Source organism: Erwinia billingiae Eb661, from assembly GCF_000196615.1.
GTDB lineage: Bacteria > Pseudomonadota > Gammaproteobacteria > Enterobacterales > Enterobacteriaceae > Erwinia > Erwinia billingiae.
In genome coordinates, this window is record NC_014306.1 from 1,839,718 (window position 1) to 1,862,628 (window position 22,911).

At 55.2% G+C, this 22,911-nt stretch carries 24 protein-coding genes; 19 read left to right on the forward strand and 5 right to left on the reverse strand.

All coding sequences use genetic code 11. The annotated features are described in order from the left end of the window. Nucleotides 1–73: 73 nt before the first annotated feature. From flgN to flgA, 3 genes are all read right to left on the reverse strand, one after another. The gene (flgN, locus tag EBC_RS09965) at nucleotides 74–505 is read right to left on the reverse strand and encodes a flagellar export chaperone FlgN (protein WP_013201657.1); all 432 of its coding nucleotides are present in this window, start codon (nucleotides 503–505) and stop codon (nucleotides 74–76) included. Between the two features lie 4 nt (nucleotides 506–509). Then, the gene (flgM, locus tag EBC_RS09970; protein WP_013201658.1) at nucleotides 510–809 is read right to left on the reverse strand and encodes a flagellar biosynthesis anti-sigma factor FlgM; all 300 of its coding nucleotides are present in this window, start codon (nucleotides 807–809) and stop codon (nucleotides 510–512) included. A gap of 101 nt (nucleotides 810–910) precedes the next feature. After that, nucleotides 911–1,579 (reverse strand): flagellar basal body P-ring formation chaperone FlgA, encoded by a 669-nt coding sequence (flgA, locus tag EBC_RS09975; RefSeq protein WP_013201659.1) that lies wholly within the window; start codon nucleotides 1,577–1,579, stop codon nucleotides 911–913. Nucleotides 1,580–1,736: 157 nt separating this feature from the next. Here flgA and flgB point away from each other — a divergent pair, with 157 nt between their 5' ends. From flgB to flgL, 11 genes are all read left to right on the forward strand, one after another. Continuing rightward, nucleotides 1,737–2,150 carry a flagellar basal body rod protein FlgB gene (flgB, locus tag EBC_RS09980; protein ID WP_013201660.1) on the forward strand — a complete coding sequence of 138 codons (414 nt, stop codon included), beginning with the start codon at nucleotides 1,737–1,739 and terminating at the stop codon, nucleotides 2,148–2,150. Between the two features lie 3 nt (nucleotides 2,151–2,153). Beyond that, on the forward strand, nucleotides 2,154–2,558 hold the full coding sequence (flgC, locus tag EBC_RS09985; protein ID WP_013201661.1) for a flagellar basal body rod protein FlgC: 405 nt from the start codon (nucleotides 2,154–2,156) through the stop codon (nucleotides 2,556–2,558). Nucleotides 2,559–2,569: 11 nt separating this feature from the next. After that, a complete protein-coding gene (gene flgD / locus EBC_RS09990) occupies nucleotides 2,570–3,241 on the forward strand; it encodes a flagellar hook assembly protein FlgD (RefSeq protein ID WP_013201662.1) in 672 nt (223 codons plus the stop codon). A gap of 29 nt (nucleotides 3,242–3,270) precedes the next feature. Then, entirely contained in the window at nucleotides 3,271–4,515 is a 1,245-nt protein-coding gene (gene flgE / locus EBC_RS09995; protein ID WP_013201663.1) for a flagellar hook protein FlgE, read from the forward strand. A gap of 21 nt (nucleotides 4,516–4,536) precedes the next feature. Beyond that, a complete protein-coding gene (locus tag EBC_RS10000) occupies nucleotides 4,537–5,292 on the forward strand; it encodes a flagellar basal body rod protein FlgF (protein ID WP_013201664.1) in 756 nt (251 codons plus the stop codon). A gap of 17 nt (nucleotides 5,293–5,309) precedes the next feature. Continuing rightward, nucleotides 5,310–6,092: a flagellar basal-body rod protein FlgG gene (gene flgG, locus EBC_RS10005; RefSeq protein ID WP_013201665.1), complete on the forward strand. Its 783-nt coding sequence runs from the start codon at nucleotides 5,310–5,312 to the stop codon at nucleotides 6,090–6,092. 66 nt (nucleotides 6,093–6,158) lie between these two features. Further along, nucleotides 6,159–6,857, forward strand: a complete 699-nt coding sequence (locus EBC_RS10010) for a flagellar basal body L-ring protein FlgH (RefSeq protein WP_013201666.1) — start codon at nucleotides 6,159–6,161, stop codon at nucleotides 6,855–6,857. Nucleotides 6,858–6,868: 11 nt separating this feature from the next. Then, complete coding sequence (locus EBC_RS10015) at nucleotides 6,869–7,978, forward strand: flagellar basal body P-ring protein FlgI (protein ID WP_013201667.1); 1,110 nt, start codon at nucleotides 6,869–6,871, stop codon at nucleotides 7,976–7,978. Continuing rightward, nucleotides 7,978–8,916, forward strand: coding sequence for a flagellar assembly peptidoglycan hydrolase FlgJ (flgJ, locus tag EBC_RS10020; RefSeq protein WP_013201668.1), 939 nt, complete (start codon nucleotides 7,978–7,980; stop codon nucleotides 8,914–8,916). The genes EBC_RS10015 and flgJ overlap by 1 nt, the downstream gene beginning before the upstream one ends. A gap of 118 nt (nucleotides 8,917–9,034) precedes the next feature. After that, entirely contained in the window at nucleotides 9,035–10,687 is a 1,653-nt protein-coding gene (flgK, locus tag EBC_RS10025; protein WP_013201669.1) for a flagellar hook-associated protein FlgK, read from the forward strand. Nucleotides 10,688–10,708: 21 nt separating this feature from the next. Next, nucleotides 10,709–11,668 (forward strand): flagellar hook-associated protein FlgL, encoded by a 960-nt coding sequence (gene flgL / locus EBC_RS10030; RefSeq protein ID WP_013201670.1) that lies wholly within the window; start codon nucleotides 10,709–10,711, stop codon nucleotides 11,666–11,668. 160 nt (nucleotides 11,669–11,828) lie between these two features. Here the strand turns inward: flgL and rne are convergent, their stop codons facing one another. After that, nucleotides 11,829–15,662: a ribonuclease E gene (gene rne, locus EBC_RS10035; RefSeq protein WP_013201671.1), complete on the reverse strand. Its 3,834-nt coding sequence runs from the start codon at nucleotides 15,660–15,662 to the stop codon at nucleotides 11,829–11,831. Between the two features lie 571 nt (nucleotides 15,663–16,233). On the opposite strand from rne, the gene rluC reads away from it, so the two are divergent. Next, nucleotides 16,234–17,196: a 23S rRNA pseudouridine(955/2504/2580) synthase RluC gene (gene rluC, locus EBC_RS10040; RefSeq protein ID WP_013201672.1), complete on the forward strand. Its 963-nt coding sequence runs from the start codon at nucleotides 16,234–16,236 to the stop codon at nucleotides 17,194–17,196. A 92-nt stretch (nucleotides 17,197–17,288) separates the two neighbouring features. Here rluC and EBC_RS10045 read toward each other — a convergent pair whose 3' ends face one another. Next, on the reverse strand, nucleotides 17,289–17,873 hold the full coding sequence (locus EBC_RS10045) for a Maf family protein (protein ID WP_013201673.1): 585 nt from the start codon (nucleotides 17,871–17,873) through the stop codon (nucleotides 17,289–17,291). Nucleotides 17,874–18,015: 142 nt separating this feature from the next. On the opposite strand from EBC_RS10045, the gene yceD reads away from it, so the two are divergent. The 7 genes from yceD (at nucleotide 18,016) to acpP (ending at nucleotide 22,824) form a co-directional block, all read left to right on the forward strand. Then, nucleotides 18,016–18,537 (forward strand): 23S rRNA accumulation protein YceD, encoded by a 522-nt coding sequence (yceD, locus tag EBC_RS10050; protein WP_013201674.1) that lies wholly within the window; start codon nucleotides 18,016–18,018, stop codon nucleotides 18,535–18,537. A gap of 14 nt (nucleotides 18,538–18,551) precedes the next feature. Continuing rightward, nucleotides 18,552–18,722: a 50S ribosomal protein L32 gene (gene rpmF / locus EBC_RS10055; RefSeq protein WP_013201675.1), complete on the forward strand. Its 171-nt coding sequence runs from the start codon at nucleotides 18,552–18,554 to the stop codon at nucleotides 18,720–18,722. Nucleotides 18,723–18,748: 26 nt separating this feature from the next. After that, nucleotides 18,749–19,783, forward strand: coding sequence for a phosphate acyltransferase PlsX (gene plsX, locus EBC_RS10060; protein WP_013201676.1), 1,035 nt, complete (start codon nucleotides 18,749–18,751; stop codon nucleotides 19,781–19,783). Between the two features lie 5 nt (nucleotides 19,784–19,788). Beyond that, entirely contained in the window at nucleotides 19,789–20,742 is a 954-nt protein-coding gene (locus EBC_RS10065) for a beta-ketoacyl-ACP synthase III (protein WP_013201677.1), read from the forward strand. A gap of 14 nt (nucleotides 20,743–20,756) precedes the next feature. Then, entirely contained in the window at nucleotides 20,757–21,680 is a 924-nt protein-coding gene (fabD, locus tag EBC_RS10070) for an ACP S-malonyltransferase (RefSeq protein WP_013201678.1), read from the forward strand. A gap of 18 nt (nucleotides 21,681–21,698) precedes the next feature. Then, nucleotides 21,699–22,433 carry a 3-oxoacyl-ACP reductase FabG gene (gene fabG, locus EBC_RS10075; RefSeq protein ID WP_013201679.1) on the forward strand — a complete coding sequence of 245 codons (735 nt, stop codon included), beginning with the start codon at nucleotides 21,699–21,701 and terminating at the stop codon, nucleotides 22,431–22,433. Between the two features lie 154 nt (nucleotides 22,434–22,587). Next, nucleotides 22,588–22,824 carry an acyl carrier protein gene (gene acpP, locus EBC_RS10080; protein WP_013201680.1) on the forward strand — a complete coding sequence of 79 codons (237 nt, stop codon included), beginning with the start codon at nucleotides 22,588–22,590 and terminating at the stop codon, nucleotides 22,822–22,824. Nucleotides 22,825–22,911 lie beyond the last annotated feature (87 nt).

Below are 22,911 nucleotides of genomic sequence, written 5' to 3' on the forward strand. Positions count from 1 at the left end.
ATAAAGTGCAAATGTCAGATCGCTGATGCAGGCCGTTGACTGGCTGGGTTTTCCTGACTTTTGAAAACCCAGCCTACACTTTACGGCTGATAAAACTGCTGGTGGTCGCCTGGCCATCCGGGCCGTAAAACTTCTGAGTCTGGTGCGGCTTTAACACTTCCAGCGCCTGCTCGGTAAAGACAATCTGGTGATTCAGCAGCAATCCATTATGCAGATTGGTATCGCGCAGCTTCACGGTCTGCTCCTGAATGTCTGCCCAACGGCGGCCCATATCAGGATTGAGGCTGTAAGGGGCATGCAGCCCAGCCTCTTTTTCCGCATCACGGCGCATTTGCTCAATAAAATTAAGCGTCGCCAGCAGGGAGTTTTTGTCTTCGGTAATGCGTTGCAATAAGCTGCTGTTGATCTGACCGCCCGAGAGCTGTTGTTGCTCGGCTGTCATTACGTCGGCCAGACTTTTCAACACTTCCAGCATTTTATCAAGCGCGGTCAGCAGCTTCTGCATTTACTTAGTTACCTTCTAAAGAATCTTTTGCCTGCTGAATCAGGGCATCGGCAATTTTGCCGGTATCCATCTTCAATTCGCCATTGCGAATAGCTGTTTTTAACTCTTCAACACGGGCGGTGTTGATGTCTTGTGAACTGGCCTTGGTCAGCTGAGACTGTGCGCCGCTCAGAACAACCTGAGTGCCGGCTTCAGTGGTTTTGCTGCTTTCTGCCGGACGCGCTTTGGGTGCCGCTGTTTCGCTGGTATCGCGAGGTTGCACGGTTGCTGCCGGTTTCAGAGGTTGAGTTCTGTCAATGCTCATTATTTGACTCCTGTATAATCAGGCGGTGTATCGACCTGATAGCTAAGTGTACTATGTCTGTTATTAACACTATCGGCAGAACTGAACCCTTCTTTAGTGCTTTATAGCGTTATAAGAATAATCCCATCCGCCCCGACTTTTCCACTGACTATCTGACCTGAACTCATCCTCACCCGAACCAGCTGCGCGGTGGTGGCGTTGTTCATTGCGCGCCCCTCACTGCTGATACTAAAACCGCCGCCGTTGGCCGTCACCGTCACGTTCTGACCGGCTTTAACCCGCCATGGCTGCCGGACCATCATCTGCGTCAGCGGCTGGCCAGGAATGATATCCCGTAGCGCCACGGCGTCGGTCACTTCCTCTGCCGACATCACCGTCCTGGCGGGCAGGGTATCTAATCTGCCGCGCTGAATTTTCACATCGTCGGCGGTCAGGGTACCACCGCGGATCACCTGGCGGGCCGCGACCAGATAGTCGCCGGTCACCTGCACCTGAACCTGAATATAACGACGGTTCTGATCGCAGTTGGCGGCCACGCTCATATTGCCCCACATCCGGCTGTTGCCCGGCAGGGAGAATTGCGGCTCGGCACAGTCCGGCCACTGCGACTGCGGCGTTTTAACCACCACGGAGAGAGTATCGGCATTCTGGCCGGTTTCCCCATAGCGGGATTTAAAAAATTGATTGAGCTGAGCCGTTAAGTCGCCCGCACTGGCCGACAGGGTCACCAGTCCCAGCAAACTCACCCACAAGGCTGTCATTCCCCGCATTCTCGCTTCTCCCATAAATCAAACTGGCACTGATTCTACTCCTGGCCCGTTCAGGTCAAGGCGCAAAATAGCAACATAATTTAGCGCTATTCAGACGATGACTATTGCGTGCCTTGTTTATTCTGTCAGCTCTGAATTTTCATTTTGCGGAGGAAGCATGCTCGACAAACTGGACGCGGCACTACGGTTTAACACCGAAGCTTTAAACCTGCGTGCCCAGCGGCAGGAGATCCTGGCATCCAACATCGCCAATGCTGATACGCCAGGCTATCAGGCTCGCGATATCGATTTCGCCAGTCAGATGAATAAGGTGATGGAGCAGGGGCGTGCGGAAGGATCGGGACTGTCGCTGGCGGTGACGTCAGCACGCCATATTCCCGCGGAAACGCTGCAGCCCGCCTCTATCGATCTGATGTACCGGGTTCCGGACCAGCCTGCGATGGATGGCAACACGGTTGATATGGATCGCGAGCGTACTCAGTTCGCGGACAACAGCCTGAAATACCAAACCGACCTGACCGTGATCAGCGGTCAGATCAAAAGCATGATGGCCGTGCTACAGGGGCAATAATTTATGGCTTTACTGAATATTTTTGATATCGCCGGGTCCGCCATGAACGCCCAGTCACAACGTCTGAACGTCAGCGCCAGTAACCTGGCCAACGCCGACAGTGTGACCGGGCCGGATGGTCAGCCTTATGTCGCCAAGCAGGTCGTTTTCCAGACGGATGCGGTTCCAGGCTCACCGACCGGTGGGGTACGCGTTGCTCAGGTTGTTGACGATCCGACGCCAGCCAAGCTGGTGTACGAACCGGGCAACCCCATGGCGGATGCCAAGGGCTACGTGAAAATGCCTAACGTCGATGTAGTCGGGGAAACGGTCAACACCATGTCCGCGTCACGCAGCTATCAGGCCAACGTGGAAGTGTTGAATACCGTCAAACAAATGATGATGAAAACCCTGACGATGGGTCAATAAGGAGCAGGCTGATGGGCATTGCAGTTGGCGTCAATGAGAAACTTGATAATTCCTCCATCACTACCGCCGCGTCGACTACCGACACGTCGGCAGCGGACCTGCAAAGTAACTTCCTGACGCTGTTGGTCACCCAGTTACAGAACCAGGATCCCACCAATCCGATGGATAACAGTCAGCTGACCACCCAGCTGGCGCAGATCAATACCCTGAGCGGCATTGAAAAACTGAACACCACGCTGGGATCGATTTCCGGCCAGATCAACAGCGGACAGTCTTTGCAGGCGACCACGCTGATTGGTCACGGTGTGATGGTCGATGGTACTCAGGTGCTGGTCGGCAGCGGGCAGACCACGCCGTTTGGCGTGAGCCTGGAGCAGGCGTCTACTGCGACCACCGCAACCATTACTGATTCATCCGGCAAGGTGGTGCAAACCATCAATCTGGGCGGCCTGAGCGCCGGCGTGCATACCTTCTCATGGGATGGCAGCACCGCCGATGGCACCACCGCGGCAGACGGTAAATACAGCGTTTCACTGAGCGCCAGCAACGCATCCGGGCAACTGGTTACGCAGCCGCTGAACTATGCGCTGGTTAATGGGGTGACTAACGACACAAGCGGTGCCGTTTTAGACCTCGGCACGATGGGTACCACTACCGTCGCGAATGTTCGTCAGATTATTTAACAACTTAACCCTCTTTCAGGAGTGAACACATGGCATTTTCACAGGCAGTCAGTGGCTTAAACGCCGCGTCCAGTAACCTTGATGTAATCGGCAACAACATCGCCAACTCCGCAACGGTCGGCTTTAAATCCGCTACCGTTTCTTTTGCCGACATGTTTGCTGACTCTAAAGTGGGCCTGGGCGTAAAAGTGGCTGCGGTAACACAGGACTTTAACGACGGTACCACTACCTCTACCAGCCGTGGCCTCGACGTGGCGATCAGCCAGTCTGGCTTCTTCCGTATGACCGATACCAGCGGCGCGGTGTACTACAGCCGTAACGGCCAGTTCACCCTGGACGCTAACCGCAATATCGTTAACGCCGACGGCCTGCAGTTGACTGGCTACCCGGCAACCGGTACGCCGCCAACCGTGCAGACCGGTGCTAACCCGGTGGCGCTGAACGTGCCAACCACCGCGATGTCAGCAAAAGCCACTTCCGCTGCGGCGCTGGTTGCTAACCTGAACTCCACTGACAGCACGCCAACCAAAGACTGGGCAACCACCAATACCGACCTGTCCAGTATTGACGTTGATACCTATAACAGCAAAGCGACGATGACCACCTATGACTCGCTGGGTAACGAACACAACATCAACCTGTACTACGTTAAAACCGGTGATAACAGCTGGAAAATGTATCCGGTTGATGGCACCACGGGCCAGAGCGCAGCAGGAGCCGGTGCCAACACCGATGGTAGCTACAATGTGACCTTCAACTCGAGCGGCCAGATGACCAGCCCGACCGCCACAGTACAGCTCGCCACCGCGACGCTGAATGGTTCGGCAGCAGGCACCTTCAACCTGAACCTGGCCGGCAGCCAGCAGCAGAACACCGGCACCAGCACCTTCGGTAACCCAACGCAGGATGGCTACAAGCCAGGTGACCTGACCAGCTACCAGATCAACAACGACGGCACCGTCGTCGGCACCTACTCGAATGAGCAGACGCAGACGCTGGGTCAGATTGCTCTGGCTAACTTCGCTAACCCGGAAGGCCTGAAGTCTGAAGGTAACAACGTCTGGTCTGCCACTAACTCTTCTGGCCAGGCGCTGGTGGGGCTTGCCGGTACCGGTAACCTCGGCACCCTGACCGCAGGCGCGCTGGAGTCTTCCAACGTCGATCTGAGTAAAGAGCTGGTGAACATGATCGTGGCACAGCGTAACTATCAGTCTAACGCCCAGACCATCAAAACTCAGGACCAGATCCTCAACACCCTGGTCAACTTGCGTTAATCCGGCTAACAGGATCGTCTTATGGATCACGCGATATATACCGCAATGGGGGCTGCCAGTCAGACCCTCGAGCAGCAGGCAGTGACGGCGAGCAATCTCGCCAACGCCTCCACACCGGGCTTTCGTGCGCAGCTGAACGCGCTGCGCGCCGTGCCGGTGGAAGGTCTGTCGCTGCCAACCCGTACGCTGGTGACGGCTTCTACCCCTGGGGCAGACACCTCCCAGGGATCTCTCGACTACACCGAGCGTCCACTGGACGTGGCTGTCCGTGAAGACGGCTGGCTGTCAGTGCGCGCGCCGGATGGGACGGAAGCCTATACCCGCAACGGTAATATGGAACTGAACCCGGCCGGTCAGCTGACCATTCAGGGCAACCTGGTGATGGGCGACGGTGGACCGATTGCCGTGCCGCAGGGTTCGGAAGTGACCATTGCTGCTGACGGCTCTATTACCGCGCTGAACCCGGGCGATCCGCCGAATGCCACCGTCCAGTTGGGCCGTCTGAAACTGGTGAAGGCTGTCGGTTCAGAAGTGACGCGCGGCGATGACGGTTTATTCCGTCTCACCGCGACCGCTCAGGCACAGCGTGGTGCCGTCCTGCAAACCGATCCCACCATTCAGGTGATGCCCGGTGTGCTGGAAGGCAGCAACGTCAAACCGGTTGAAACCATGGTCGATATGATCGCCAACGCACGCCGCTTCGAGATGCAAATGAAAGTGATCTCAAGCGTCGATGAGAATGAACAACGCGCTAACCAGCTGCTGTCAATGAGCTAAGCGCAGAGGAAATCACTATGATCCGTTCCCTATGGATTGCCAAAACCGGTCTTGACGCTCAGCAAACCAACATGGACGTCATCTCGAACAACCTGGCAAACGTAAGCACCAACGGCTTTAAACGCCAGCGCGCCGTGTTCGAAGACCTGATGTACCAGACAATTCGTCAGCCAGGCGCCCAGTCGTCTGAGCAGACTACCTTACCGTCAGGTATGCAGCTGGGTACCGGTGTTCGTCCGGTCGCCACCGAGCGTTTGCATACTCAGGGTAACCTGAACAAAACCGACTCGTCGAAAGACGTGGCGATCAGCGGTCAGGGTTATTTCCAGGTGCAGATGCCAGACGGCACCCTGGCCTATACCCGTGACGGCTCTTTCCAGACTGACCAGAACGGCCAGCTGGTGACCAACGGCGGCTTCCCGGTTCAGCCGGCGATCACCGTTCCGGCGAATGCCTTAAGCATGACTATCGGCCGTGACGGCGTGGTCAGCGTAACGCAGCAGGGGCAGACGCAGCCGGTGCAGGTTGGACAGTTAACCCTCAGTACCTTTATTAACGATGCGGGCCTGGAAAGTAAGGGTGAGAACCTTTATCAGGAAACGCAGGCTTCCGGTGCACCGACCGACAGTACGCCAGGCAACAACGGCGCCGGTCTGCTGTATCAGGGCTATGTGGAAACCTCCAACGTTAACGTCGCCGAAGAGCTGGTCAGCATGATCCAGACTCAGCGCGCTTACGAGATCAACAGTAAAGCAATCAGCACGTCCGATCAGATGCTGGCCAAACTGACGCAGTTGTAATGCCAATGTGGTCGGGTTCGCCCGACCCTGAATAAAAGAACTCTCATTATTAAAGGTAGTGATTCCATGGCGAAGCAAATCCCAATGCCTGGACGTTTGTTGGTAGCCTCGTTGCTGCTGACACTTAACGGTTGTGCTCTTGTACCCCGTACGCCACTGGTCGAAGGTTCGACAACGGCCCAGCCGCTGCCTGCTTCGCCGCCGGTTGTTAACGGCTCTATTTTCCAGGGGTTGATGCCGATGAACTACGGCTATCAACCGCTGTTTGAAGACCGTCGCCCACGTAACATTGGCGACACGCTGACCATTACCCTGCAAGAGAACGTCAGTGCGAGCAAAAGCTCCACGGCAAGTGCAGGACGCGACGGCAGCACCACGCTCGGTCTGACCGTGCCAAGTTCGCTGACCGGCCTGTTGGGCGGTGATAAAACCAATATCGATGCCTCCGGCAAAAATGACTTTGCAGGCAAAGGTGGCGCCACGGCCAACAACACCTTTACCGGCACCATCACCGTTACCGTCAATCAGGTGCTGCCGAACGGCAACCTGAAAGTGGTCGGTGAAAAGCAGATTGAAATTAACCAGGGAACGGAATTTATCCGCTTCTCGGGCGTGGTTAACCCTCGCACCATCAGCGGCAGCAACGCCGTGGTGTCGACTCAGGTTGCGGATGCCCGCATTGAATACGTCGGTAACGGCTACATCAATGAAGCGCAGACGATGGGTTGGCTACAAAGGTTCTTCCTGAACCTGTCACCGTATTAAGAGGTTCCACCATGCGTAATATGATTTTTCGTTTCACCCTGCTGCTGCTGCTGGCTGGCTTCAGTGCTTTCGCCAACGCCGATCGCATCCGCGATCTGACCACCGTCGGCGGCGTCCGTGAAAACCAGCTGATCGGTTATGGCCTGGTTGTCGGGCTGGATGGTTCGGGTGACCAGACCACCCAGACCCCGTTCACCACCCAGAGTCTGAACAACATGTTGTCCCAGTTAGGCATTACCGTGCCGGCTGGCACCAACATGCAGTTGAAAAACGTGGCGGCGGTGATGGTCACCGGCAAGCTGCCGGCTTTCGGTCGCCAGGGACAAAACATCGACGTGGTGGTTTCCTCAATGGGTAACGCCAAAAGCCTGCGCGGCGGCACCCTGTTGATGACCCCGTTGAAGGGCGTCGACAACCAGGTTTATGCGCTGGCGCAGGGTAATATTCTGGTGGGCGGGGCAGGTGCGTCCGCGGGCGGCAGCAGCGTCACCGTCAACCAGGTAAACGGCGGTCGTATCACCGGTGGAGCGACCATTGAACGCGAGCTGCCGAACAACTTCGGCACTTCCAGCGTGATCAACCTGTTCCTGAATGAAGAAGACTTCAGCATGGCGCAGCGGATCACCGATGCCATTAACGCCCGCAGTGGTTATGGCTCGGCGCAGGCGCTGGACGGTCGTACCGTACAGGTGCAGGTTTCCGCTAACGGCACCTCGCAGGTGCGCCTGCTGGCCGATATTCAGAACATCGATGTTTCCGTACCGATCATGGACGCTAAAGTGATCATCAACTCGCGTACCGGCTCGGTGGTGATGAACCGCGAAGTGCAGCTGAGCAGCTGTGCCATTGCGCAGGGTAACCTGTCGGTCACCGTCAACCAGTCGCAGAACGTCAGTCAGCCGAATACGCCGTTTGGTGGTGGTCAGACCGTGGTGACGCCGCAGACGCAGATCGATCTGCGCCAGAGTGGCGGAGCGCTGCAAAGCGTCAATGCCAGCGCCAACCTCAACAGCGTAGTGCGTGCCCTGAATGCGCTGGGTGCCACGCCAATCGATCTGATGTCTATCCTGCAATCCATGCAGAGTGCCGGTTGCCTGCACGCAAAACTGGAAATTATCTGATGAGCGATTCCCAATCTCTGATGGGAGCGGCGTATGACAGCCGCTCACTGAACAACCTGAAGCGCCAGGCCAGCGGCGATCCTAAAGCACATGCAAAGGAAGTCGCCAAGCAGGTCGAAGGGATGTTCGTACAAATGATGCTGAAAAGTATGCGTCAGGCGCTGCCGCAGGATGGCCTGCTGAGCACCGAGCAAACGCGTCTTTATACCTCGATGTACGATCAGCAGATTGGGCAACAGATTGCATCTAAAGGGCTGGGCCTCGCCGACATGATGGTCAAGCAGATGGAGCAGGCGGCGCCGCTGGATGAGAAAGCCGGTACCGTGCCGATGTTGCTGGATAAAGGCTTTATCAACACGCTGCCGCCGCTGGCGATGGAGCAGCTGGTGCGCAAGGCCGTTCCGCGCCTGCCGGCGTCTGATGCCACCATGAGCGGTGACAGCAGCGACTTTATTTCCCAGCTTTCCCAGCCCGCTAAGATGGCCAGTGCGGAAAGTGGCATCCCTCATCACCTGATCCTCGCCCAGGCGGCGCTGGAATCCGGTTGGGGACAGCGTCAGATCCGCACCGCTGAAGGCAAGCCAAGCTATAACGTGTTTGGTATTAAAGCCTCGGCGAACTGGCAGGGAAAAACCACCGAAATTACTACCACCGAATATGAGAATGGCGAAGCGAAAAAGGTGAAGGCCAAATTCCGCGTGTATGACTCCTATTTCGATGCGTTAAATGACTACGTCAAGCTGATCGCGAATAACCCGCGATACAGCGCCGTAACCACTGCCGCCACGCCGGAGCAGGGCGCTAAAGCCTTGCAGGAAGCGGGTTACGCCACCGATCCGAAGTATGCCCAAAAGCTGGTCGGCATGATCCAGCAGTTTAAAAATATGGGCGAAAAAGTCGTCAAGGCTTACAGCCAGGATATTGGTGATTTGTTCTGATTTTTACTCAAGTTTGTCCCGGTTTTACCGATAACCTTTTCAGGCCGGATTTGTGTTAAAGCACCCCGGCGACTTTTAATGCCGGCCCGTGCTGTGTCAGGGTAAACAAGGAACCGACATGTCTAACTTAATTAATACCGCATTAAGCGGGATAAACGCGGCTTCGGCAGCGTTGAATACCACCAGTAACAACATCAGTAATTACAGCGTTGCGGGCTATTCACGTCAGACGACCGTCCTTGCTCAGGCCGGCAGCACGCTAAGCGGGACAAACTACTACGGTAACGGTGTTTCCGTTGCCAGCGTCAACCGTGAATACGATGCGTTCATCACCAATCAGCTGCGCGCGGCCAGCACGCAGTCCAGCGCACTGACCACGCAATATAATCAGCTGTCGAACATTGACGATATGTTCTCCAGCACCACCAATACGCTGTCGACTAACATCCAGGATTTCTTCTCCTCGATTCAGACGCTGGTCAGCAATGCTGATGATGCGTCTGCGCGTCAGGCGGTATTGGGCAAGGCCAGCGGCCTGGTAAACCAGCTGCAGGTGTCCGATACCTATCTGCGCAATCTCGACAGCAGCCTGAATACCTCCGTGACGTCCACGGTCGATCAGGTCAATGGCTACGCCAAACAGATCGCCAACGTCAACCAGCAGATCGCCAAGCTGAAAGGCTCTGGCGACGGCAACCCACCGAACGATTTGCTGGATCAGCGCGATCAACTGGTCAGCAACCTGAATAACCTGGTGGGCGTTACCGTCAGCCAGCAGGACGGCGGCAGCTATAACATCAGCATCGGCAACGGCATCTCGCTGGTTACCGGCGACAGCTACAACACGCTGGCAGCCGTCCCATCCAGCAGCGATCCAAGCCGGTTGACCATTGCGTCGGTGAATCCAACCACTGGCGCAACCAGTGAAATTCCTGAAAAGCTGGTAACCACCGGTTCACTCGGCGGCTTACTGGCTTTCCGCAGCGACCTGGATAATACCCGTAATCAGTTAGGTCAGCTGGCGATGGCGCTGGGCTCCAGCTTCAACACCCAGCATGAAGCCGGTTATGACAGCAACGGTGATGCCGGTGAAGCCTTCTTTAATCTGGGCAGCCCGGCGGTTATCTCCAACACCAAGAACACCACCACCGCCTCAGTGAGTGCGCAATGGACCGATACCAGCAAGGTTCAGGCCTCAAACTACAAGGTCAGCTACGACGGCACCAACTGGAGCGTGACCCGCAATTCAGATAACGCCAGCATCACGCCGACCATGGGCACCGACACTAACGGCAACTCCACCCTGAGCTTCGATGGCTTGCAGCTGACGGTCAGTGGTTCGCCGGCCAAAAATGACAGCTTCCTGGTGAAACCGGTTGCTGATGTCGTGGTAAACATGGGCGTCAATATTACCGATGAGTCTAAAGTTGCCGCAGCCGGTGCCGATGATGGTGTCAGTGATAACACTAACGCCCAGTCGTTGCTGGATCTGCAAACCAAAAACGTCATTACCGGATCAAAAACGCTGACGCAAAGCTACGCCAGTATGGTCGCGGATATCGGTAACAAAACCAGTAACCTGGAAACCACCAGCACCACCCAGACCAACGTCGTGACGCAGCTGACCAATCAGCAGCAGTCAATCTCCGGCGTAAACCTGGATGAAGAATACGGCAACCTGACGCGTTATCAGCAATATTACACTGCCAATGCCCAGGTCATTCAAACCGCCAGCACCATTTTTGACGCGCTGATCAGCGCCGTTAGCTGATGACCGAATAAGGAGTTCATGATGCGACTCAGTACTGCCCAAATCTATGATCAACAGATGCGTGGGATCTCAAGTTCTCAGGCCAGCTGGTTGAAAGTGGGCGAGCAACTCTCTTCAGGTAAGCGGGTTGTGAATCCGTCTGATGATCCTGTCGCTGCCGCGCAAGCGGTGGTGCTGTCACAGGCTCAGGCACAAACCAGCCAGTATTCTACGGCCAGGGGTTTTGCCACCAACAACATCTCGCAGGAAGAAACCAACCTGCAGCAGGTGACCAGCGTTGTTCAGCAGGCGCAAACCATCGTGGTTGCAGCCGCAAACGGCACCCTGTCTGATGATGACCGCGCGTCTTATGCGCAGCAGTTGACCGGGATCCGTGACCAGTTGCTGAACCTGGCGAACACTACTGACGGCAACGGCCGTTACATGTTTGCCGGCTATCAGACCGATAAAGCCCCGTTCACTCAGGATGCTAACGGGGATGTGACCTATGTCGGTGGCGATACGCCAATCAGCCAGAAAGTCGACTCTAACCGCACCATGGTCACCAACCATACCGGTAGCCAGGTCTTTACGTCACTGACCAGCAACCCAACGGCTGAGCCGGACGGCAGCGCCAGTGAGAGCAATATTTTTACCACGCTGAATACCGCGATTAAAGCGCTGAACACCCCGCTGGAAAGCGCGGACCAGGCGACGTCAGATGCCGCTTCTGCGGCACTGGATAAGACCAACCGTGGCTTGAAGAACTCGCTGAACAACGTGCTTGCTGTGCGTTCCGTACTGGGTACGCAGTTGACCGAGCTGGACAACCTGGACTCGAAAGGCGATGACACCAAGGTGAATCAGGCTACGCAGATGAGCAATCTGGTCGATGTTGACTACACCAGTGCTATCTCGTCTTACACCATGCAGCAGACGGCATTGCAGGCCTCTTATAAAGTCTTTACCGACATGTCCAGCATGTCACTGTTCAAAATGTAATTAAAGCTTCACCAATTTTGAGCGTGCTTAAACCGGGTACGTTCAGTTTCTCCCGCTATCAGCGTTAACCTTCTGATAGCGGGTTTTTTTTGCCCTGAATATATTGAGGTAAAAAAAAAGCCCCGGTCATAAGACCAGGGCTTTTTCAGTCAGGCGACAGTTACTCTGGGCGAGTTGCCGGAGCCGTTGCCTGATGGGTTGCAGCATGCCCGCCTGCAGAACCCTGACCATCGAACTGATAGTCAGGGCGTACCCAGTCACTTGCACGCGCAGGTTCAGCCTGATACTCAGGTGCAGGCGCTTTAGTCATTGGCGCCGTTGCGTGGTGCTTGTAAGCGGGCTGAGCGGTAACCGCTGCAGCAGCAGGTGCCTGAGCCGCTGGTGCTTCAACTGGCGCAGCAACAGGAGCCTGAGCCGCTGGTGCTTCAACCGGCGCAGCAACAGGTGCCTGAGCAACTGGTGCTTCTACTGGTGCAGCCACAGGGGTCTGAGCAACTGGGGCTTCAACCGGCGCAGCAACAGGTGCCTGAGCCGCTGGTGCTTCTACTGGTGCAGCAACAGGAGCCTGAGCAACCGGTGCTTCAACCGGCGTAGCAACAGGAGCCTGAGCAACCGGTGCTTCAACCGGTGCAGCAACAGGAGTCAGAGCAACTGGGGCTTCAACCGGCTCGTCACGGGCAGGAACAGGTGCATGCGGCTCGGTTGCAGTGACATCGGCCACGGCTTCCGGTGCTGCCAACACTTCTTCTACCTGCTGTTCCAGCGCCGGGCTGACGTCAGAGGCGGCTTCTTCAGCCTGATGGCTGGCTTCTTCTGCCACACGCTGCTCTTCAGCCTGCTTCGCTTCAACCACAATCTCTTCTACCGCGTCGACAGCCTGAACTGCCGGAGCCTCTTCAGCTGGCACAGCCTGTTGAGTCACAGCATCAGCGATAACTTCGTCAGCGGCAGACACCACAGACGGCTCTTCATTAACGGCTGTTTCGATAGCAGTCGTTTCGTCAGTGTTCACCAGCGTCACTGCCGGGGTATTTTCCGGCTGTGGCTCAGAGAAATGCACCGGCTGAGCTTCAGCAATCACTTCAGGCTGTGCAGCGTCTGCTGTTGCAGCCACGGCAATCGCATCAGCCGTATCCTGATGACCGTACTCTGGCACCACAGACTGCTCGTGTTCATGCTCATCCGTTGCCTGAGCAACAGGATAGGTGATCCACACTTTACCGGAAGCCATTTCTGGCGACGCAGCCGCGAAGGTCAGTGGCATTGGCGACTGGTTCGGGTAGCGCTCATCACGGTAGCGACGGCGACGTTGACCGCTGACGCGCAGATGACGAGGAGAGCGACGTGAACGACGTGGCATGCTGTTGCTGTCACGATCTTCGCCTTCTTCCGCGTCACTGGCGTGTTCTGCCGCAGGGAAGTCAGCAGTCTGCTCCAGTACCGGTGCAACCTCGTCTTCTGTCGGCGCAAAAGAGCGAGCCGCAGTTTGCTCAGCCGTTTCGATACGCACTTTCTGATCCAACTGACGCGGCTTACGGCGCGGCATAACCTGAACGTGCTCATCACCGTCAACATCAACGGAAGCATCAACAACGGTTTCAGGAATCTCAGCGATTTCAGCGACTTTCTCTTCCTGCACTGGCGCGCGTTTTTCGTCCTGACGACGACGTGGCTGACGCTCACGACGCGGCTGTTGCTGTTGTGCATCTTCGGCGACAGCCTGCATCAGCAGATCTTCCGGAGACTCAACGGCCGGCGCATTACGCTTGTTACGACGGTTCTCTTCACGGCTTTCAGCAGCAGGATCGCGGTCGCGAGTCATGCGCTCATTGCGGTTAGAGTTACGGTCGTTACGCGGGGTGCGCTCGCTGCGATCGTTACGCTCATTACGTTCCGGACGGTCAGAAGTCCGCTCGTTGCGATCCGCATTGCGGTCAGTATTGCGATCGGCGTTACGCTCGTTACGGTCAGAACCGTTACGGTCATTACGCTCGTTGCGGTCATTGCCATTACGCTCGGTGCGTTCGTTACGCTCAGAACCATTACGATCGGCATTGCGTTCGTTACGGTCGCCATAGCGCTCACCGCGTTCGCCGCTGTTATTGCGGTCACGACGGTTATTCTGACGGCGGTTATTACGACGTTCACCCCGTGGCGCTGCCGCTTCAGGAGCTTTCTCTTCCACCACAACGGCTGGCTGAGGCTGTTGTTCTACTGGCTTCTCTTCACCGGCAAACATTTTCTTCAGGCCGCGGAAGAAGCGACTCATCAGGCCGGTTCCCGCTTCGGCAGGGGCTTTAGCCGCCGCCGCAGGGGCTGGCTCTGCTGCTACTGCTGCCACCGGTGGCGCTTCAGCAACAACCGCTTCCTGTGGTGCTGGTGGCGCATCAGGCATCACAAACGCGGCCAGAGCCGGTTGCTCAGGACGTTTGCGCTCGGCGTGCTCTTCTTCAGAAGGCAGCGCCATTTCGGCTTCATGCAGCTTCGGCAAGTGGTAGCTGAGGGTTTGTGTCTCTTCACCGGTGCGCACACGCAGAACGGAGTAGTGTGGGGTTTGCATCTGATCGTTTGGCACGATGATGGCCCGCACGCCGCCCTGGCGTTTTTCAATCGCGCTTACCGCTTCGCGTTTTTCGTTCAGCAGGTAAGAGGCAATCTGCACTGGAACGATTGCGTGAACTTCTTTGGTGTTCTCTTTCAGCGCTTCTTCTTCAATCAGACGCAGAATAGAGAGTGACAGCGATTCGTTATCACGGATGGTGCCGGTGCCGCTACAGCGTGGGCAGACGTGATGGCTTGACTCACCCAGTGATGGGCTGAGGCGCTGACGGGACATCTCCAGCAGGCCGAAACGCGAAATGTGGCTGATCTGAATGCGGGCGCGGTCCTGACGAACGGCTTCACGCAGACGGTTTTCAACCGCACGCTGGTGACGAACCGGGGTCATATCGATGTAATCGATAACGATCAGGCCGCCAAGGTCACGCAGGCGCAGCTGACGGGCAATTTCGTCTGCCGCTTCCAGGTTGGTGTTGAAGGCCGTTTCTTCGATATCGCCACCGCGCGTTGCGCGAGCGGAGTTGATATCAATGGCGGTCAGCGCTTCAGTGGTGTCGATGACAATCGAGCCGCCAGAAGGCAGGCGCACTTCACGCTGGAAGGCAGATTCGATTTGCGATTCGATTTGATAGTGGCTGAACAACGGAATTTCACCGGTGTAGAGCTTAATTTTGCTGCTGAAGTCCGGGCGGCCCAGGGCAGCGATATGCTGACGAGCAAGCTCCAGAACTTTCGGGTTATCGATAAGGATTTCACCGATATCCTGACGCAGATAATCGCGGAAGGCGCGGACAATAACGTTGCTTTCCTGATGGATCAGGAACGGAGCAGGGCGGCTGTCAGCGGCTTTTTTAATCGCGTCCCAGTGCTTCATCCGGAAGCTTAAGTCCCACTGCAGCGCTTCGGCAGATTTGCCAACGCCTGCGGTACGAACGATCAGACCCATCCCTTCTGGCAGCTCAAGTGCAGAGAGCGCCTCTTTCAGTTCAGTACGGTCATCACCTTCGATGCGACGGGAAATACCGCCAGCACGTGGGTTATTCGGCATCAGCACCAGATAGCTGCCGGCCAGACTGATAAAGGTGGTTAAGGCGGCGCCTTTATTTCCACGTTCTTCTTTATCGATCTGAACAATAACTTCCTGACCTTCACGCAGTACGTCCTTGATATTAGGGCGACCATGGGAATTGTAATTACTTGGGAAGTATTCGCGGGAGATTTCTTTCAGAGGGAGAAAACCGTGTCTTTCAGCACCGTAATCGACAAATGCTGCTTCAAGACTTGGTTCAATGCGGGTGATCTTGCCTTTATAGATGTTGGCTTTTTTCTGTTCGTGTCCTGGGCTTTCAATATCCAGGTCGTACAGGCGCTGTCCATCCACCAGGGCGACACGCAACTCCTCCTGCTGAGTTGCGTTTATCAACATTCTTTTCATCGTAACTTACTCATTATTCTTACATTAGTGACAAAGCTACGGGCAATAGTAACGCTGGACGCGAGTAACCGATGGCCCCGAGTCTCATCGCAAAAACGTCAACCTCACGGTTGTGGTCTGCTAAGGGGCGCAAAATCTCGGCAGCCTGTTTTTCATATGGAAAAACAGCGCTTTTAAAAAGGGGGGAACCGCCAGTGAGTAACCAGAGTGAACCAATCCCGTCTTGTCGTCCAGGCTGCAACCCGCAGCCCGCTAAATGCCTGATTGCACAATACGTCTTACGCCATTGCTGCGTGTATGGGCTATCCGGCAAACTTTCTTATTACGCTTTTTTCTTGTTTCACAAGGTTTAGCGAGGAAAAACAGTAGCATTATTCCATTGCTAACCTTGTGATAGCAAGGTGACTTTAGTGGCTCTGTGAAGTTTATTCCGGCTTTTATGGCGATTTGCATCTCAATTCCACAAATTGCCCAAAAACTGGTCATAAATCATCAGCCACAAGGGTCACCGTCAGTTAAGCACAGAAAAAGAGGTGGCGCTATCCTGGCGCTCTATTTAGAATCGCCGACCATGAAAACCAATACTCCCGCAGTACGAATGGTGACGATTTCTGCCGATGAGGCAGGACAGCGCATCGATAACTTTTTACGCACGCAGCTCAAAGGCGTGCCGAAAAGCATGATTTATCGCATTTTGCGTAAGGGCGAAGTGCGCGTGAATAAAGGTCGCATCAAGCCAGAATATAAGCTTGTTGCCGGCGATGAGATCCGCATTCCGCCGGTTCGCGTGGCAGAACGTGAGGAAGAGGCGATTTCGCCGAAGCTGGATAAAGTGGCGGCCTTAGCCCACGCCATCGTCTATGAAGATGATTACATCCTGGTGATGAACAAACCGTCCGGCACCGCCGTGCACGGTGGCAGCGGCCTGAGCTTCGGGGTAATCGAAGGATTACGCGCCCTCAGACCCGAAGCCCGTTTCCTTGAACTGGTACATCGCCTTGACCGTGATACCTCGGGCATCCTGCTGGTCGCGAAAAAGCGTTCAGCACTGCGCTCGCTGCATGAGCAGTTGAGAGAGAAGGGGATGCAAAAGGATTATCTGGCGCTGGTTCGGGGTTCGTGGCCATCGCATATCAAAGCCGTACAGGCACCGCTGTTGAAGAATATTCTGCAAAGTGGTGAGCGTATTGTGCGCGTGAATAGCGAAGGCAAGCCGTCTGAAACGCGTTTCAAAGTTGAAGAGCGCTACGCGCATGCCACGCTGGTTAAAGCCAGCCCGATCACCGGGCGAACCCACCAGATCCGCGTTCATACGCTGCACGCGGGCCATCCGATTGCTTTTGACGATCGCTATGGCGAGCGCGATTTTGATGCGCAGCTTGCGGGTACGGGTCTGAAAAGGCTGTTCCTGCATGCGGCTGCGTTGAAGTTCACCCATCCGAATACCGGTGAAGTGATGCGTGTCGAAGCGCCGCTCGACAATGAGCTGAAGCACTGCCTGGAAGTCCTGCGCAAAACCGCACCGGCGAAGTAGCCGTGGATTAGGTGGCGGATAGACAGTGCAAAAGTACTTAGCGTCGCTTTTGCACTGTGTTGCCCGATTAAACGGGCAACACTGACGCTTTTTCAATTCCTTAGCGGATCGATCCCGGCCGCACGTAGCATCTCGCAAAGCGCAATCAGTGGCAGCCCGACCAGGGTATTGGGATCGCGGCCTGAAAGGCGGTCGAACAGCGTGATCCCCAACCCTTCGCTTTTAAAACTCCCCGCGCAGTTCAGTGGCTGCTCTTTCGCCACATAACTCACGATCTCCTCTTCGGTCAAGGGACGAAAATCGACGTTAAACGGCTCGCAAATCACCTGTAACTGCTGAGAACCACTGTCGTACACCGCCAGACCGGTATAAAAAATCACGCTGTGGCCGCTGGCCTGGCGTAATTGCTGATGCGCATTGTCAGCAGTATGCGGCTTGCCGGTTATTCTTCCGTCAATCACGCAGACCTGATCGGAGCCGATAATCAGATGATCCGGGTAGGTTTCCGCCAGCGCCTGCGCCTTGGAAGCGGCGAGTCGCATCACAAGATCGGTAGCGGATTCATCAAGTTGCGCGCTTTCGTCCACCTCGGGTGCGGCAGTGATAAACGGGACCCCCAACTTTTCCAGCAGGGACTTTCTGAAAGGGGAGGTTGAAGCAAGCACCAGTCGTGTCATATTTTTTTCCAGAATAGATAGCGAATCAGTTCAAGGCATTTTAAACTGTGCGCCGCATTGGATGCGAATATTGGGTGAAAGATGCTGTAAACCGGCCTTTTTCTTTGACTCTATCTCGTTTGAAAGTTAATATGCGCGCCCTATGCAAAAAGTAAAATTACCCCTGACTCTCGATCCGGTTCGTACCGCTCAAAAGCGCCTTGATTATCAGGGTGTTTACACCCCTGAACAGGTGGAGCGTATTACCGAATCGGTAGTGAGTGTGGACAGTGATGTAGAGTGCTCGATGTCGTTCGCCATCGACAATCAGCGGTTAGCAGTATTTAACGGTACTGCGGCGGTCTCCGTAACCCTGTGTTGTCAACGCTGCAACAAGACATTTCCGCATCAGGTCCACGTGACGTATTGTTTCAGCCCGATCGTTACTGACGAGCAGGCTGAGGCACTGCCGGAAGCGTACGAGCCGGTCGAGGTCAACGAGTTTGGTGAAATCGATCTGCTGGCGGTGGTTGAAGATGAAATTATCCTCGCCCTGCCTGTCGTTCCGGTGCATGATTCTGAACACTGTGAAGTGTCCGAGGCGGACATGGTCTTTGGCAAGCTGCCTGCAGAGGCAGAAAAACCAAACCCATTTGCCGTATTAGCCAGTTTAAAGCGTAAGTAATAGGAGTAAGGTCCATGGCCGTACAACAGAATAAACCAACCCGTTCCAAGCGTGGCATGCGTCGTTCACACGATGCCCTGACCACAGCATCTCTTTCCGTAGATAAAGTTTCTGGCGAAACGCATCTGCGTCACCACATCACTGCGGATGGTTACTACCGCGGTCGCAAGGTCATCGTTAAGTAGTTCTTGCGGATACGCAAGGCGATACTTTGCCACGTCTGACCCTGGCGATAGATGCCATGGGCGGGGACTTCGGTCCCTGCGTGACAGTGCCTGCTGCAATGCAGGCACTGGCCTCTAACACACAGCTGCATCTTCTTCTGGTCGGCGATCCCGACAACATCTCGTCATTTCTCGCAAAAGCTGATTCTGCCTTATTGGCACGTCTGCAGGTGATCCCTGCTGAGTCGGTTATTGCCAGTGATGCCAAACCCTCACAGGCCATTCGCCACAGCCGTGGCACGTCCATGCGTGTGGCGCTTGAGTTGGTGAAAGAAGGGCGGGCGCAGGCCTGTATCAGCGCCGGAAATACCGGTGCGCTGATGGGCCTGGCAAAAATGATGCTCAAGCCGCTGGACGGTATTGAGCGCCCGGCGCTGATGACGGTATTACCGAATCAGCTCAAGGGTAAAACCGTGGTGTTGGACCTGGGCGCAAACGTCGAGTCCGACAGCGCGATGCTGGTACAATTTGCAGTGATGGGCGCGGTGATGGCGGAAGAAGTTCTGTCGATACACTCTCCCCGGGTGGCGTTGCTGAATATTGGTCAGGAAGAGACCAAAGGGTTAAGTAGTATTCGCGATGCCGCAGTTATCCTGCGTGCATCGCCAGAAATTAACTATATTGGATACCTCGAAGGCAACGATCTTCTTACCGGGAAAACGGACGTGATGGTCTGCGATGGTTTTGTGGGCAACGTCACCCTGAAAACCATGGAAGGCGTGGTAAGAATGTTTCTTTCGCTGTTGAAATCACAGGGCGAAGGTAAAAAAAGGGCCTGGTGGATGACGCTGCTGGCACGTTTGATAAAAAAACGTCTGGAAAAGCGCTTCGGCCACCTCAACCCCGACCAGTACAATGGCGCCTGTCTGTTAGGATTGCGCGGCACGGTGATTAAGAGTCACGGTGCGGCCAATCAACGCGCATTCGCTGCGGCGATCGAACAGGCAGAGCAGGCGGTGGCGCGGCAAGTCCCAGAGCGGATTGCTGCCCGCCTTCAAGCTGTATTACCTAAGAGTGAATGACGTACATGTATACGAAGATTATCGGTACAGGCAGCTATTTGCCTGAACAGGTGCGGACTAACGCCGATCTGGAAAAAATGGTGGATACATCGGACGAGTGGATTGTCACCCGCACCGGTATCCGTGAACGTCGCATTGCCGGGCCGGATGAAACCGTTGCCTCAATGGGTTTCCACGCCGCAGAACGCGCGCTGGAAATGGCCGGCATTGATAAAAATGATATCGGACTGATTGTGGTGGCGACGACCTCCTCCAGCCACGCCTTCCCAAGCTCAGCCTGCATGATCCAGCAACTGCTGGAGATTGAAGATGCCGCGTCTTTTGACCTTGCGGCTGCCTGTGCAGGCTTCACCTATGCCCTGAGCGTGGCTGACCAGTACATCAAGAACGGCGCGGTAAAAAATGCGCTGGTGATTGGTGCTGACGTGTTGGCACGCATGCTCGATCCTGAAGATCGTGGCACCATCATCCTGTTTGGTGATGGCGCAGGCGCGGTGGTGTTAGGCGCCAGCGAAGAACAAGGCATCATCTCGACCCATCTCCACGCTGATGGCCGTTACGGCCAGTTGCTGACCCTGTCTAATCAGGATCGTCAGAACCAGCAGCAGCCTTCCTACGTGACCATGGCCGGTAACGAAGTGTTTAAAGTGGCTGTTACCGAGCTTGCACATATCGTTGAAGAGACGCTGCAAGCCAATAACCTCGATCGTGAAGCCATTGACTGGCTGGTTCCGCATCAGGCCAACCTGCGTATTATCAGTGCCACCGCCCGCAAGCTGGGTATGGGCATGGAGAAAGTCGTGGTTACGCTCGATCGTCACGGCAATACCTCCGCCGCTTCCGTGCCTACCGCACTGGATGAAGCCGTGCGTGATGGTCGCATTCAACGTGGTCAGCTTATTCTGCTGGAAGCCTTCGGCGGTGGATTCACCTGGGGCTCGGCGCTGGTTCGTTTTTGATTAAGGATTTCACAATGACGCAATTTGCTATGGTTTTTCCGGGACAGGGCTCCCAGACGGTAGGCATGCTGGCTGAGCTGGCTGCAGAGAATCCGCTGGTTGAGAAAACCTTCGCCGAAGCCTCGGCTGCGCTGGGTTACGACCTGTGGGCACTGGTGCAGCAGGGACCTGTAGAAGAACTGAACAAAACCTGGCAGACCCAACCGGCTTTGCTGACCGCATCTGTTGCTATTTTCCGCGTTTGGCAGGAAAAAGGCGGTAAGATGCCTGCAATGCTGGCGGGACACAGCCTGGGCGAGTATAGTGCGCTGGTTTGTGCAGGTGTGATCGCCTTCGATGAAGCGATCAAACTGGTTGAATTGCGTGGCAAACTGATGCAGGAAGCGGTGCCAGAAGGCACGGGCGCCATGCAGGCCATTATCGGTCTGGATGATGCGTCAATCGCGAAAGCGTGTGAAGAGTCGGCTCAGGGACAGGTTGTCTCCCCGGTTAACTTCAATTCGCCTGGTCAGGTTGTTATTGCAGGAAATAAAGAAGCGGTAGAACGCGCTGGCGCAGCCTGTAAGGCTGCCGGTGCCAAACGTGCTCTGCCGTTGCCTGTGAGCGTACCTTCTCACTGTGCACTGATGAAACCCGCAGCCGATAAACTGGCTGTTGCGCTGGAAAAACTGACCTTCAACGCCCCGACATTCCCGGTGGTTAACAACGTTGATGTGCAGTGCGAAACCTCAGCAGAGGCCATTCGTAGCGCGCTGGTTCGTCAGCTGTACAACCCGGTCCGTTGGACTGAGTGTGTGGAGTTTATGGCGCAGGAAGGCGTGACGTCACTGCTGGAAGTTGGCCCTGGTAAGGTGCTGACAGGCCTGACGAAGCGTATTGTTGACACCCTGACTGCGGCTCCGGTAAACGATCCGGCCAGCCTGTCAGCGGCGCTTTAACAGTAGACGAGGATGAACATGAGCTTTGAAGGAAAAATCGCACTGGTTACCGGTGCAAGTCGCGGCATAGGCCGTGCTATCGCTGAAACGCTGGTAGCACGCGGCGCGAAAGTTGTCGGTACAGCGACCAGCCAAAGTGGCGCGGACGCCATCAGTGCTTATCTGGGCACCAATGGCAAAGGCCTGCTGCTGAATGTGACTGACAGTGCGTCAATTGATGCGGTGTTAGAAAATATTCGTGCTGAATTTGGCGAAGTGGACATTTTAGTCAATAATGCTGGCATTACGCGTGATAATCTACTGATGCGTATGAAGGATGATGAGTGGCAGGATATCCTGGACACAAACCTGACTTCCGTATTCCGCCTGTCAAAAGCGGTAATGCGCGCTATGATGAAGAAACGCGTAGGCCGAATCATTACCATTGGTTCTGTAGTCGGAACGATGGGTAATGCGGGCCAGGCAAACTACGCAGCAGCAAAAGCGGGTTTGATCGGCTTCAGCAAGTCACTGGCGCGTGAAATCGCGTCACGTGGTATTACCGTTAACGTCGTGGCGCCAGGTTTCATTGAAACCGACATGACGCGCGCGCTGACTGAAGATCAGCGTGCGGGCATTCTAGCGGAAGTGCCAGCGGGTCGCCTCGGCGGCGCGCAGGAAATCGCGAATGCCGTAGCATTTTTAGCCTCCGACGAGGCTGCGTACATCACTGGTGAGACGCTGCACGTCAACGGCGGAATGTATATGGTCTGATAATCACGAAATATATTTGCGTTATTTGCGGTTATACCCGCAAAATAGCGTAAATTCGTGGTTTGACCAGCCGGGATTTAGTTGCATCTTTTTCACCATTTTATACACTACGAAAACCATCGCGAAAGCGAGTTTTGATAGGAAATTTAATAGTATGAGCACTATCGAAGAACGCGTTAAGAAAATCATTGGCGAGCAGCTTGGCGTTAAGCAGGAAGAAGTCGTTAACACTGCCTCTTTTGTAGAAGATCTGGGCGCTGATTCTCTTGATACCGTTGAGCTGGTAATGGCTCTGGAAGAAGAGTTTGATACCGAGATTCCGGACGAAGAAGCTGAGAAAATCACTACTGTTCAGGCTGCTATTGATTACATCAATAATCACCAGGCATAAGTGAGCATCTCCAGGCGGTCATTCGACCGCCTGAGTTTTTTCTGTACACCCCATACTGTTCCATTGTCATTTTTTCCCTCCCTGGAG

What these genes read in the sequence shown, in the direction of transcription:
- flgN (WP_013201657.1), bottom strand. Translation starts at nt 505, where the DNA reads ATGCAGAAGCTGCTGACCGCGCTTGATAAAATGCTGGAAGTGTTGAAA.
- flgM (WP_013201658.1), bottom strand. Translation starts at nt 809, where the DNA reads ATGAGCATTGACAGAACTCAACCTCTGAAACCGGCAGCAACCGTGCAA.
- flgA (WP_013201659.1), bottom strand. Translation starts at nt 1,579, where the DNA reads ATGCGGGGAATGACAGCCTTGTGGGTGAGTTTGCTGGGACTGGTGACC.
- flgB (WP_013201660.1), top strand. Translation starts at nt 1,737, where the DNA reads ATGCTCGACAAACTGGACGCGGCACTACGGTTTAACACCGAAGCTTTA.
- flgC (WP_013201661.1), top strand. Translation starts at nt 2,154, where the DNA reads ATGGCTTTACTGAATATTTTTGATATCGCCGGGTCCGCCATGAACGCC.
- flgD (WP_013201662.1), top strand. Translation starts at nt 2,570, where the DNA reads ATGGGCATTGCAGTTGGCGTCAATGAGAAACTTGATAATTCCTCCATC.
- flgE (WP_013201663.1), top strand. Translation starts at nt 3,271, where the DNA reads ATGGCATTTTCACAGGCAGTCAGTGGCTTAAACGCCGCGTCCAGTAAC.
- EBC_RS10000 (WP_013201664.1), top strand. Translation starts at nt 4,537, where the DNA reads ATGGATCACGCGATATATACCGCAATGGGGGCTGCCAGTCAGACCCTC.
- flgG (WP_013201665.1), top strand. Translation starts at nt 5,310, where the DNA reads ATGATCCGTTCCCTATGGATTGCCAAAACCGGTCTTGACGCTCAGCAA.
- EBC_RS10010 (WP_013201666.1), top strand. Translation starts at nt 6,159, where the DNA reads ATGGCGAAGCAAATCCCAATGCCTGGACGTTTGTTGGTAGCCTCGTTG.
- EBC_RS10015 (WP_013201667.1), top strand. Translation starts at nt 6,869, where the DNA reads ATGCGTAATATGATTTTTCGTTTCACCCTGCTGCTGCTGCTGGCTGGC.
- flgJ (WP_013201668.1), top strand. Translation starts at nt 7,978, where the DNA reads ATGAGCGATTCCCAATCTCTGATGGGAGCGGCGTATGACAGCCGCTCA.
- flgK (WP_013201669.1), top strand. Translation starts at nt 9,035, where the DNA reads ATGTCTAACTTAATTAATACCGCATTAAGCGGGATAAACGCGGCTTCG.
- flgL (WP_013201670.1), top strand. Translation starts at nt 10,709, where the DNA reads ATGCGACTCAGTACTGCCCAAATCTATGATCAACAGATGCGTGGGATC.
- rne (WP_013201671.1), bottom strand. Translation starts at nt 15,662, where the DNA reads ATGAAAAGAATGTTGATAAACGCAACTCAGCAGGAGGAGTTGCGTGTC.
- rluC (WP_013201672.1), top strand. Translation starts at nt 16,234, where the DNA reads ATGAAAACCAATACTCCCGCAGTACGAATGGTGACGATTTCTGCCGAT.
- EBC_RS10045 (WP_013201673.1), bottom strand. Translation starts at nt 17,873, where the DNA reads ATGACACGACTGGTGCTTGCTTCAACCTCCCCTTTCAGAAAGTCCCTG.
- yceD (WP_013201674.1), top strand. Translation starts at nt 18,016, where the DNA reads ATGCAAAAAGTAAAATTACCCCTGACTCTCGATCCGGTTCGTACCGCT.
- rpmF (WP_013201675.1), top strand. Translation starts at nt 18,552, where the DNA reads ATGGCCGTACAACAGAATAAACCAACCCGTTCCAAGCGTGGCATGCGT.
- EBC_RS10065 (WP_013201677.1), top strand. Translation starts at nt 19,789, where the DNA reads ATGTATACGAAGATTATCGGTACAGGCAGCTATTTGCCTGAACAGGTG.
- fabD (WP_013201678.1), top strand. Translation starts at nt 20,757, where the DNA reads ATGACGCAATTTGCTATGGTTTTTCCGGGACAGGGCTCCCAGACGGTA.
- fabG (WP_013201679.1), top strand. Translation starts at nt 21,699, where the DNA reads ATGAGCTTTGAAGGAAAAATCGCACTGGTTACCGGTGCAAGTCGCGGC.
- acpP (WP_013201680.1), top strand. Translation starts at nt 22,588, where the DNA reads ATGAGCACTATCGAAGAACGCGTTAAGAAAATCATTGGCGAGCAGCTT.